General features: G+C 52.0%; 11 protein-coding genes. 7 read left to right on the top strand and 4 right to left on the bottom strand.

Going from position 1 to position 11,975, the window contains the following annotated elements; translation table 11 throughout:
- Window positions 1-85 precede the first annotated feature (85 nt).
- The gene (locus ABD843_RS07195) at window positions 86-1,417 is read left to right on the top strand and encodes a dihydroorotase (RefSeq protein ID WP_345080716.1); all 1,332 of its coding nucleotides are present in this window, start codon (window positions 86-88) and stop codon (window positions 1,415-1,417) included.
- Window positions 1,418-1,560: 143 nt separating this feature from the next.
- Here ABD843_RS07195 and ABD843_RS07190 read toward each other — a convergent pair whose 3' ends face one another.
- Complete coding sequence (locus ABD843_RS07190) at window positions 1,561-2,001, bottom strand: nucleotidyltransferase substrate binding protein (RefSeq protein WP_345080714.1); 441 nt, start codon at window positions 1,999-2,001, stop codon at window positions 1,561-1,563.
- A gap of 236 nt (window positions 2,002-2,237) precedes the next feature.
- Between ABD843_RS07190 and rplM the strand changes: the two genes are divergently transcribed.
- From rplM to ABD843_RS07165, 5 genes are all read left to right on the top strand, one after another.
- Complete coding sequence (gene rplM / locus ABD843_RS07185) at window positions 2,238-2,681, top strand: 50S ribosomal protein L13 (RefSeq protein ID WP_345080711.1); 444 nt, start codon at window positions 2,238-2,240, stop codon at window positions 2,679-2,681.
- 54 nt (window positions 2,682-2,735) lie between these two features.
- Window positions 2,736-3,125 (top strand): 30S ribosomal protein S9, encoded by a 390-nt coding sequence (gene rpsI / locus ABD843_RS07180; protein WP_345080708.1) that lies wholly within the window; start codon window positions 2,736-2,738, stop codon window positions 3,123-3,125.
- Between the two features lie 75 nt (window positions 3,126-3,200).
- Window positions 3,201-4,184, top strand: a complete 984-nt coding sequence (gene rpsB, locus ABD843_RS07175; RefSeq protein ID WP_345080705.1) for a 30S ribosomal protein S2 — start codon at window positions 3,201-3,203, stop codon at window positions 4,182-4,184.
- Between the two features lie 126 nt (window positions 4,185-4,310).
- On the top strand, window positions 4,311-5,153 hold the full coding sequence (tsf, locus tag ABD843_RS07170) for a translation elongation factor Ts (RefSeq protein ID WP_345080701.1): 843 nt from the start codon (window positions 4,311-4,313) through the stop codon (window positions 5,151-5,153).
- 102 nt (window positions 5,154-5,255) lie between these two features.
- Window positions 5,256-6,101: a DsbA family oxidoreductase gene (locus ABD843_RS07165; protein ID WP_345080698.1), complete on the top strand. Its 846-nt coding sequence runs from the start codon at window positions 5,256-5,258 to the stop codon at window positions 6,099-6,101.
- 128 nt (window positions 6,102-6,229) lie between these two features.
- Here ABD843_RS07165 and mreD read toward each other — a convergent pair whose 3' ends face one another.
- Genes mreD through ABD843_RS07150 form a run of 3 tightly spaced genes read right to left on the bottom strand, consistent with a single transcriptional unit; the run spans window position 6,230 to window position 8,717 of the window.
- A complete protein-coding gene (gene mreD, locus ABD843_RS07160; protein ID WP_345080696.1) occupies window positions 6,230-6,775 on the bottom strand; it encodes a rod shape-determining protein MreD in 546 nt (181 codons plus the stop codon).
- A 4-nt stretch (window positions 6,776-6,779) separates the two neighbouring features.
- Complete coding sequence (gene mreC, locus ABD843_RS07155; protein WP_345080693.1) at window positions 6,780-7,628, bottom strand: rod shape-determining protein MreC; 849 nt, start codon at window positions 7,626-7,628, stop codon at window positions 6,780-6,782.
- A gap of 48 nt (window positions 7,629-7,676) precedes the next feature.
- Window positions 7,677-8,717, bottom strand: a complete 1,041-nt coding sequence (locus tag ABD843_RS07150) for a rod shape-determining protein (protein WP_345080689.1) — start codon at window positions 8,715-8,717, stop codon at window positions 7,677-7,679.
- A gap of 318 nt (window positions 8,718-9,035) precedes the next feature.
- Between ABD843_RS07150 and carB the strand changes: the two genes are divergently transcribed.
- Window positions 9,036-11,945 (top strand): carbamoyl-phosphate synthase large subunit, encoded by a 2,910-nt coding sequence (gene carB, locus ABD843_RS07145; protein WP_345080686.1) that lies wholly within the window; start codon window positions 9,036-9,038, stop codon window positions 11,943-11,945.
- Window positions 11,946-11,975 lie beyond the last annotated feature (30 nt).

Below are 11,975 nucleotides of genomic sequence, written 5' to 3'. Positions count from 1 at the left end.
GCTTTAAGGGCGTATTTTGGTAGATTTGCATTGCATTGTATGCAATAACAAATAACACACCCTGTACAGGGACGAAGATAACGATATGTACTCAAAACTGATAAAAGGCGCTACCGTGGTGAACGAGGGCGTAAGCCGCATACAGGACGTACTGGTAAAGAACGGCCGTATAGAACGCATAGGCAGTAACATACAGCCCGTTGGCAACTGTACCGAGATAAATGGCGAAGGCCTGCACCTGCTGCCGGGAGCCATAGACGACCAGGTACACTTTCGCGAGCCGGGGCTGACGCACAAGGCCACCATAGGTACAGAGGCACGCGCTGCCGTGGCCGGTGGGGTGACGACCTTTATGGAGATGCCCAATACCAACCCCGCTGCGCTGACACAGGAACTGCTGGAGGACAAGTATGCGATAGCCGCGGCCACATCTGTGGCCAACTATTCGTTCTTCATGGGGGTATCGAACAGCAATGCCGATGAGGTGCTGCGTACCAACGAGAAGAAAAAGGATGTGTGCGGGGTGAAGATATTCATGGGGTCGAGCACGGGCGATATGCTGGTGGACAACTATGTGACGCTGAACAGGATATTCTCGGGGTCGGAGCTGCTGATAGCCACACACTGCGAGGACGAACGTGTGATAAATGCCAACAAGGAAAAATATGCCGATGCCGACCACGCAAGCTACCACCCGCTGATACGCGATGTGAACGCATGCTTTGAAAGCTCTTTCTCTGCCATACAACTGGCAAAGCAGTGCGGTACACGCCTGCACATACTGCATATATCTACTGCAAAGGAGCTGCAACTCTTTTCCAATATGATGCCGCTGGCCGATAAGCGCATCACATCGGAGGTGTGTGTGCACCACCTGCACTTCACCGCCGACGACTATGCGCAGTATGGCAACCTCATAAAATGCAACCCCGCCATAAAGGCCGCCGAGAACAAGGCCGCACTATGGGAGGCCCTGCTGGATGACCGGCTGGACATAATAGCCACCGACCATGCGCCACACACATGGGAAGAGAAGCAACTGCCCTACCAGAAGGCGCCATCGGGTGTGCCGCTGGTGCAGCACTCGCTGCTGCTGATGCTGCAATATGTAAAGGATGGCCGCATAAGCATAGAGAAAGTGGTAGAGAAGATGTGCCATGCGCCTGCGCAGTGTTTCAATATAGCGCAGCGCGGCTACCTGCGCGAGGGCTACCATGCCGATATGGTGCTGGTAGATATGAGGGGCGGTACCACGGTGAGCAAGGAGAACATACTGTATAAATGTGGGTGGTCGCCATTTGAGGGACACAGCTTTCCGGCCAGGGTGCATATGACCTTTGTGAACGGCGAGGTGGTGTATGAGAACGGCAGGGTGAACGATGTGGTGAGGGGAGAACGGCTGAGGTTCGAGAGGTAGACCGTTATCGTTGGTAGAACTCTTAACCACTAAGGACACAAAGGTCTTCACTAAGTTCACGAAGAGATGCTCGATCTTTTAGGGACACAAAGACGCACAAATGACGAGGATGGAAGAAACGCTGACGTCTATAAGGGTGTTATTTAGATATGAGTAGAGATCGCGGCCTCATAACGACGATCTTCCAATGAGTGCATTTTGTCTTCGAAAGTTACGAACAGTACATAGTATAGACCGAATATCTTATCTTTTGTTTCGGTAGCTATTGTTTCTTCGTAAGAATGTGAAGAGATATTGCGGCTTTTTATCATTTCCATCCATCCTTCACCGTCGGTTATCAGGCCATTTGCGAAGGCTTCTCTTGTAGCATCGCGAGAGCCGGTGATATTTACAATGCCCTGATATGAGAGGTGGTCCTTCATTACATTCCACGCAAGCTCATGTGTGAATTCAAAAGCCTGTATGATACCTTGCTCCTCTAGTTCGTTCAGGTCTTTTTTCTGAATGAACATGCTAAGACGTGCCAGCGCTTTCCTGTAATTGGAGAACCGCTGTAACCAACGTATGTCTTTATTATCGGTCATGATGTGTGCTCGTGAACAAAGATAGCCATTTAGTATTCGCCCTTCGGGAAGGGAGGTGTTTCTAGTTGATGCTTAAAATATTTTTCCTTTATTTTTATTGATAATCAATTAGTTGCAATGGTGTCATAAAATTTCTTAATGAAATTCTTGGCACTTTGAAAGAGCGGATCTACCTTTGCGCTCCAATTTTTTATATTTCATTTATCTGCCCCGGGCAGACAAAAAGATCAAAGGTAATGAGACACTTAAGTTTTAAAACACAGTCGGCCAACGCGACCATCGTAAAGCGCGAATGGCATGTTGTTGACGCTACCAACCAGACGCTGGGCCGTATGACCTCTAAGATAGCATCTGTACTGCGTGGCAAGAACAAGGCATACTATACTCCACACTTCGATTGCGGCGATTATGTGATCGTAGTGAACTCTGGCAAGGTGATACTTACCGGCAACAAGATGGAAGACAAAGAATACCAGACATATTCTCTGTACCCAGGTGGCCAGAAGATAGAAAGCGCCAAGAACCTGGTGGCCCGCCGCCCCAACCTGATGATAGAGCGCGCCGTAAAAGGCATGCTACCTAAGAACCGTATGGGCCGTGCAATGGCGAAGAAGCTGTTCGTATACGAAGGCGCTGAGCACCCGCACAAGGCACAGAACCCCAAAGCCATGAGCATCTAATGCTGGGACAGGTATAAAGATCTTTCACAAAATATCAAATCATTATAATATAAAATGGAAAAGCAGAAAAACGCCGTAGGCCGCCGTAAGGAAGCTGTAGCCCGTGTGTATATAAGCAAGGGTACCGGCAATATCACTGTTAACGAGAAGGAATACAAACAGTATTTCCCCATCATGTACCTGCAGAACCAGGTAGAACTGCCCCTGAAAATGACCGATACAGTAAGCGCATTCGATGTAGTGGTGAATGTGCAGGGTGGTGGCCCCAAAGGCCAGGCCGAAGCTGTGAAGATGGCCATATCGCGCGTACTGTGCGAGATCAACCCTGAATTCCGCCCGGTATTGAAAAAAGACGGCCTGATGACCCGCGACAGCCGCTCTGTAGAACGTAAGAAATTCGGTAAGCGCAAAGCACGTCGTAGCTTCCAGTTCTCTAAACGTTAATGGATACCAGGCAGGAGCGCGGCTTGCCGCGTTCCGCCACCAAACAATTTTTATAACAACCAAGAAATCATTAAAATGGAAGATAATAAAACATTGCATCAGCAGCTTCTGGAGGCAGGTGTTCACTTCGGTCACCTTAAAAAGAAATGGAACCCCAAGATGCTGCCTTACATCTTCGCTGAGAAGAATGGTATCCACATCATAGACCTGAACAAGACGATAGAAGGCCTGGATGAGGCTGCTGCAGCGCTGAGGTCTATAGCCAAGAGCGGTAAGAAGATAATGTTCGTAGCTACCAAGAAGCAGGCAAAGGAAATAGTGGCAGAGGCAGCAGCACGCGCCAACATGCCATTTGTTACCGAGCGCTGGCTGGGTGGCATGCTCACCAACTTCACTACTATACGCAAGAGCGTAAAGAAGATGCTGAGCATAGAAAAAATGCTGAACGACGGTACCATGGACAGCGTTACCAAAAAGGAGCGCCTGACCCTGACCCGCAGCAAAGAAAAAATGGAAAAAGTACTGGGCGGTATATCGCAGATGGGCCGCGTGCCTGCTGCTATCTTCATGGTGGATATAAGCCATGAGCATATAGCACTGGCCGAAGCCAAGCGCCTGGGCATAACTACCTTTGCTATGGTAGATACCAACAGCGACCCTACGAAGGTAGACTTCGCAGTACCTGCCAATGACGATGCTACAAAATCTATAGCCATCATCACGCAGTACCTCACAGCGGCCATACTGGAAGGCCTGCAGGAGCGTGCACAGATGAAAGAGTCTGAAGAAGATACACAGGAGGAAGAAGTAGAAAATCATGGCCGTGGTATGGAAATGACAGAAGAAGACGGTGAAGGTGGCCGCCGTGGTGGCGGTGCAGGCCGTGGCCGTGGTACAGGCGCAGGTGCAGGCCGCTCTGGCGGTGGCGCAGGCCGCAGTGCAGGTGGTCCGGGTCGTCCGGGTGGTGCAGGTCGTGGTCCTGGTGGCGGCGGCAGCCGTCCGGGTGGTGCAGGCCGTGGTCCCGGTGGTGGTGGCAGCCGCCCCGCGCCAAGGAGCTAAGCCCCGTGGGTTTTGATGTAAACTTAACAGAACAATATATATCTATTAAAGCCCCGCATTTGGGGCTTTAATGATAAAATGCGAATTTCGCACCCTCAATAACCAGAACAATAAAAAATACCTCATATGAGCACAGTAACAATATCGGCAGCAGACGTGAACAAGCTGCGCCAGCAGACAGGAGCAGGCATGATGGATTGCCGCAAGGCCCTTATGGAAAGCAATGGCGACTTTGAGGCCGCTATAGACTACCTGCGCAAGAAGGGTCAGAAGGTGGCTGCTAACCGCAGCGACCGCGATGCGAAGGAAGGTGTGGTGATAGCCAAGGCCAATGCCGAGAACACATACGGCATAGTGCTGAACCTGACCAGCGAGACCGACTTCGTGGCAAAGAACGCAGACTTCATAGCTTTTGCACAGGAGATAGCCGACATAGCACTGGCTACCAAGGTGACCACTATAGATGAGCTGAAAGCAGCATCTATGGGCAACGCCACAATAGGCGAAAGGCTGATGGAGACCGTGGCCAAGATAGGCGAGAAGATAGACGTATCGCGCTTTGAGCAGGTAACTGCCGATGCTGTGGTGCCTTACATACACTCTGGCTACCGCATAGGTGTACTGGTAGGTATGAACCAGGCCGCTAACGAGGGTATCATAACTGCAGGTAAGGACGTGGCTATGCAGATAGCAGCCATGAACCCACTGGCTGTGGACGCGGATAGCGTACCCGCAGAGACAGTGGCCCGCGAAAAGGCGATAGCTGTAGAGCAGATAGTAGCTGAAGGCAAGGCCGCCGATATGGCCGAGAAGATAGCTGCAGGCAAGCTGAACAAATTCTTCAAAGACAATACACTGCTGCCACAGGCTTTCGTAAAAGACAATGGCAAGACCGTGGCCGAATACCTGAACAGCGTGAACAAGGGCCTTACTGTTACCACCTTCAAGCGTATAGCTGTAGGTGCTTAATAAGTTCCCTGATACTTTATGATATGGCCGGCGCTCAAAGAGCGCCGGCTTTTTTATGTGACACATGATGGCCGATAGGTTACCTTCGTGATACTGGCATATATGAGAACGAGTATAATAGCGACCTTTGCAGTATGGCTGCTGATAATACCATTGTGTACCAATGGACGGCAGAAACTGAACAAGAAGACGATAACGACAGAAAAAGGAAAGACAATGACGACAGGAACAAAGATGAAGGTGGAAATATGGAGCGACATCATGTGCCCGTTCTGCTATATAGGTAAGCGCCACTTCGAGGAGGCCATGGGCAAGTTTGCCGATAGCGGGTATGTAGAGATAGTATGGAAGAGCTTTCAGCTAGACCCCTCTATACCCGACCATATAGAGCCGCGTACCGATGTATACACCTACCTGGCCACAAGGAAGGGCCTGAGCGTTGACGAATCGAAGCGGATGCATGAGCGCGTGGTGCAGATGGCAAGTGCTGCAGGGCTGCAGTATAACTTTGACAAGGCAGTGGTGGCGAACTCGTGGAGGGCGCACAGGCTCATACAGATGGCCAAGACCAAAGGGCTGGGCGATGCTGCAGAGGAGCGCCTGTTCAGGGCCTACTTTACAGAAGGGCAGGATATGGGCGATACTGTGACACTGACCGCACTGGGCAAAGAGATAGGACTGACCGAGACCGATGTAAAGGAAGCGCTGACGAACGATGTGTATACGCACAAGATAGAACAGGATATAAAAGAGGCAGAGGCCATAGGTGTGAATGGTGTGCCGTTCTTTGTGTTCGACAGGAAGTATGCGGTATCGGGTGCGCAGCCGGCAGATGCCTTTGTAAGGACGCTGGAACGCGCAGTGGCAGAATGGAAGAAGGCCAACCCTGCGGCAGCGCTGCAGATAGAACAGGGCGCGGTATGCAAGCCGGGCGGCGAGTGCGAGTAGGCCGCAACCTTGATGAACAGCAGGTCTGAACCTTGATGGATAGGATGGCTTGGTGAATAGGATGGCTTGATGGCCTTGATGCCGCTAATTGCTTCGTAAATAGGAATGCTCCCTTATTTCTGAGAACGTTACATACGGGAGTTGTCCTGCCTTGAGAACAGCAGCAGGTATACTACCACAAAGAGCATAGAAGTGACCACAGAGGCCAGTGTCTTCAGCAACAGTTGCCCCAGGTTCGAGAAGTTCCAGAGCTCTATAGAGAAGAACACCAGGTGGTGCAGTATTATCAGGAATCCACTATACACCAGGAAGGGCATCCATCCCATATTTCTTGTAGATGGCTGCGACCCGCTGTACTCCGACAGGTTGCGCGGCAGCAGGGCCGTCAGCACATTGGTACGCAGGTAGGCTATCAGCACCGTAGCAAAGGCATGCATGCCGGCCGTATTGGTAAAGGCATCTACCGTAAGCCCCAGCACAAAGCCGCACAGCAGCAATGCCCATACCGGGGTCTCAAAAGGAAGCAGCAGCAGGAAGAGCGGGTATACATACGGTATGAACACGGGGAACCCCGATGGATCGCTCCACCAGCGCAGCGTTATCTTGTTCAGGATCAGCACCTGCAACAGCACTATCACGCAGAAACGCAGTATGTTCTTCAGGTACACGTTCATCGCATCATTTGTTTTGTGTCTCCTCCAGCTCGTCCTTCTCCTGGGCCATCTTGTTCTCTACCACATACACATATTGCAGGTTCTGGAAGTTGGTAGATGAGCGCAGGTATATACGCTGCGTCGTGTTCTTCTTTACCTGCTCGGTCTTTACCACGGTACCTATCAGCACCCCCGGCGGAAAATACAAAGACAGGTTGCTCGTCACTACAGAGTCGCCCTTCTTCACCACTACCTGCTGCGGTATCTCTGTCATCACCAGCGTAGTAGGGTTGCGGCCCTCCCATATCACCACACCTATATTGCCGCTCTTCAGCTTTGCGCTCACCTTTTGCTTAGAGCTCAGTACCGACAGCACACTTGCAAAGTGCCGTGACACATGCTCTACACGGCCCACCACGCCCGTGCCCGATATCACGGCCATGCTCTTGTACACACCATCATCGGTACCGCGGTTCAGCGTTATATAGTTGTCGGTAGCATTGGTAGAATTGTTGATGACCCGCGCAGTACGGTATATATACTCTGAGAAGCGCACTATATGTTTGGCAGTGTCGGAGTTGTCTATGCGCACCACCGAATCGCCCAGGGTATCCAGGCTGTTATACATGGCTATGTTCTGGCGCAGGCGCGCGTTCTCGCGCAGCAGGCTGTCGTTCATCCTGCGCAGGCCGAAGTAGTAGGCCACATCGCTCTTCTTCTTGTACACCAGCCCCGATACCGCGTTGGCCGAGCTCACTATGTCATTTCCCTGCAGTGTGGCCGTGCGCTGTATCATCACGATGCACACCACCTCCAGTACAAGGAACAGGATGAGGTTGAAAAAGCGGCGTATGAAAAAAATGAAATTGCGCACCTTGTTGCTAGCACTTTATTGAGCGGTTCACTACATACTGTTCAGGGCCTACATGCTGCCCTTCATCAGGAACGGCATCCTGGCTATGTTCTTCAGCGCCATGCCGGTACCACGCACCACTGCACGCAGCGGATCGTCGGCCACATGCACAGGCAGCTTTATCTTGTGCGATATACGCTTGTCCAGCCCGCGCAGCAGCGCGCCGCCGCCGGTGAGGTACAGGCCGCGCCTGTATATGTCGGCGGCCAGTTCCGGTGGTGTGCTTTCCAGTGCCTTCAGTATGGCCTCTTCTATCTTGAAGATAGATTTGTCCAGCGCCTCGGCCACTTCCTGGTACGATACCATTATCTGCTTGGGTATGCCTGTTACCAGGTCGCGTCCGTTCACTGCTATATCATCGGGTGGGTTGTCCAGCTCTTTCAGGGCCGAGCCTACATGTATCTTTATCTGCTCTGCGGTACGCTCGCCTATCATCAGCGAGTGGTAGCGGCGCATGGCCTCCATTATATCGCCGGTGAACTCATCGCCGGCTATGCGTATGGACTGGTCGCACACTATACCTGCCAGCGCTATCACCGATATGCCTGTAGTACCACCGCCTATGTCTATTATCATGTTGCCGGTAGGCTCTTCTACATCTATACCTATACCCAGTGCTGCGGCCATAGGCTCGTGTATCATGTATACCTCCTTTGCGCCCGCACGCTCTGCGCTGTCGCGCACCGCACGTTTCTCTACCTCGGTTATGCTCGATGGTATACATATCACCATGCGCCAGCTGGGCGGGAACATAGGCTTTTTAGGGTATACCAGTTTTATCATCTCGCGCAGCATGTTCTCTGCCGCATCGAAGTCGGCTATCACACCATCCTTCAGCGGGCGTATGGTCTTCAGGTTCTCATGCGTTTTTTCGTGCATCATCATGGCCTTTTTACCTACGGCCACTATCTTGTTGGTAGTGCGGTCTATGGCTACTATAGAGGGTTCGTCCACTACTACCTGGTCACTGTGTATTATCAATGTATTGGCGGTGCCAAGATCTATGGCTATTTCCTGGGTGAGGAACTTGAAAAGGCCTAAAAAGCTCATTACGGCTATGGTTTATTATATGATCGCAAATGTGCGAAAAAAAGCGTGTCGTCAAAGGGCACGAAATGCCCCGTGCAAAATTAGGTAAATAATACTGCTGCTACGGGTAATTTGTTGAATACGACATATTTTAATTAACCATGTTATTCACATATGCCCGCATACTTCAAAACAAATATTTTCTCTATACGTCCGCACCGCCGGGCGGCTCAACTATCCGGTTTTTTTGTACTTTTGCGCCCCGGGCGTTGAGCCCGGTATATTACCTGCTCATCGCGACCTTGTTATTTATTCTTTACATTTTTACTTCATCTGCAAATGCCGCGCGATCTCTCTATTAAAAGTGTGCTCATCATAGGCTCGGGCCCCATTGTTATAGGCCAGGCCTGCGAATTCGACTATTCCGGTTCACAGGCTGCCAGGAGCCTCAGGGAAGAGGGCATAAAGGTCGTCCTCATCAACTCCAACCCTGCCACCATCATGACCGACCCCATAATGGCCGACAGGGTATACCTGCTGCCCCTTACGGTAGAAAGCATAGAGCAGATACTGGAAGAGAACGACATAGACGCCGTACTGCCCACCATGGGCGGCCAGACGGCCCTGAACCTTGCCAAAGAGGCCGAGGAACTGGGCATATGGGAACGCTTTAACGTGCGCCTCATAGGTGTGGACATAAAAGCCATAGACAAGGCCGAGGACAGGGAGCTCTTCCGCAAGTGGATGATAGAGCTGGGCGTGCCTATCGCAAAGGCAAGAACGGCCAACTCGCTGCTGGAAGGAAAGGAGTTCGCACAGGAACTGCAGGTATCGGCCGCAGGCAATACCGGCAACAGCCTGCCCAGCTCCAATGTTGTGTACTCCGGTTTTCAGCCGGTAGTTATCCGTCCTTCTTTCACGCTGGGCGGTACGGGTGGCAGCATCGTTTATCATAAAGAAGACCTGGATGCGGCATTGGACCGCGGCCTCACGGCATCGCCCATACATGAGGTGCTGGTAGAGCAGGCAGTAATGGGCTGGAAGGAATTCGAGCTGGAGCTGCTGCGCGACAGCAACGACAATGTGGCCATCATATGCACCGTAGAGAACTTCGACCCGATGGGCATACACACGGGCGACAGCATTACCGTAGCGCCTGCCATGACCCTGAGCGATACCGCCTTCCAGCTTATGCGCAATACCGCCATCATGATGATGCGCGACCTGGGCAACTTTGCCGGTGGCTGTAATGTACAGTTCGCGCTGAACCCCAATACCGAGGAGATAATAGCCATAGAGATAAACCCACGCGTAAGCCGCTCGTCGGCACTGGCATCAAAGGCCACTGGCTACCCCATAGCCAAGATAGCCGCCAAGCTGGCCATAGGCTATGCGCTGGATGAACTGAGCAACCAGATCACCAAGACCACATCGGCCTACTTCGAGCCCGCGCTCGATTATGTGATCGTAAAAATGCCCCGCTGGAACTTCGACAAGTTCAAAGGCGCGGACGATACACTGGGCTTCCAGATGAAGTCTGTAGGCGAGGTGATGGCCATAGGCCGCACCTTCCCCGAGGCCCTGCAAAAGGCCTGCCAGAGCCTGGAGAACAATGCTACAGGCCTTTCATTCATCAGTACCAGCAGGCTGCGCCCCGAAGAGCTGATAGATACACTGAAGCGCCCCACATGGGACCGCATCTTCCGCATAAAGGAGGCAATGGCCGCAGGCGTATCTATAAAGACCATACGCGAGCTTACACAGATAGACCGCTGGTTCCTGTACCAGATACAGGACATAGTGAACATGGAGGCAGAGGCCAAGAAATTCAGGCACCTTTCTGCTATGCCCGCACCCTTCCTGCGCAGCATGAAGCAGATGGGCTTTGGCGACGAGCAGATAGCCGACCTGCTGCTTGACTGCACTGCCGAGGAAGTGTACGAATACCGCAAGAAGCTGGGCATCACCCGCGTGTTCAAGATGGTGGATACCTGCAGCGCCGAGTTCGAGGCCAAAACGCCATACTACTACAGCACATTCGAAGCCCCCTCTATCTCCCTTCAAGAGGGAGGGGCTAACGAAAGCATACGCACCGACAAGAAGAAGATAATAGTGCTGGGCTCGGGCCCCAACCGCATAGGCCAGGGTATAGAGTTCGACTACTGCTGCACACACGGCCTGATAGCCATACGCGAAAGCGGCTACGAGGCTATAATGGTGAACTGCAACCCCGAGACCGTTTCTACCGATTTCGATATAGCCGATAAGCTGTACTTCGAACCTGTGAACTGGGAACACCTGTGGGAGATAATAGAGCATGAGCAGCCCGAGGGCGTAGTGGTGCAGCTTGGTGGCCAGACCGCACTGAAGCTGGCCAAGAAACTGCATGAGAAGGGTATCAAGATCATCGGTACATCGTTCGATAACATGGACATAGCCGAAGACCGCGGCCGCTTCAGCGATACGCTGAAAGAGCTGAACATACCTTATCCACGCTACGGTACCGCATACACTACCGACGAGGCCATAGATGTGGCCAAGGAAGTAGGCTATCCTGTACTGGTGCGCCCATCATATGTACTGGGTGGCCAGCGCATGCGCATCGTCATAAACGATGAAGAGTTGGAAAAGAGCGTGGTAAGCCTGCTGAAGCACCTGCCCGGCAACAAGATACTCATAGACCACTTCCTGGACCGCTGCCAGGAGGCCGAGGTAGATGCCATATGCGATGGCGAGGAAGTACACATCATGGGCATAATGGAGCATATAGAGCCCGCAGGTATACACAGCGGCGACAGCCATGCGCTGCTGCCCGTCTTCAACCTGGGCCCGCTGGTAGTGGACGAAATGGCCGACATAGCAAAGAAGATAGCCCTGCGCCTGAATGTGAAAGGTCTCATAAACATACAGTTCGCCATAAAGGATGGCAAGGTATACGTTATAGAGGCCAACCCCCGCGCCAGCCGCACCACACCATTCATAGCCAAGGCATACGGCATACCTTACCTCAACATAGCTACTAAAGTGATGATGGGCGAGAAGAAACTGAAGGACTTCAAAATAGAGAAGAAGCTGGAAGGCTTTGCCGTGAAGGAGCCTATCTTCAGCTTCAACAAGTTCCCGAATGTGAACAAAGAGCTGGGCCCCGAAATGAAGAGCACCGGCGAGGCCATCAGGTTCATCAAGAACCTGCGCGACCCATGGTTCCGCCAGTTGTACAAAGAGCGCAGCATGCACCTCAGCAAGTAGGCCTGTCCTTAAAGTATTATGACCTATTTT

This window comes from Nemorincola caseinilytica, from assembly GCF_039540515.1.
Taxonomy (GTDB): Bacteria; Bacteroidota; Bacteroidia; order Chitinophagales; family Chitinophagaceae; genus Nemorincola; species Nemorincola caseinilytica.
Note: the sequence above shows the minus strand (reverse complement) of the source record. Positions and strands in the feature narration are given on the sequence as shown.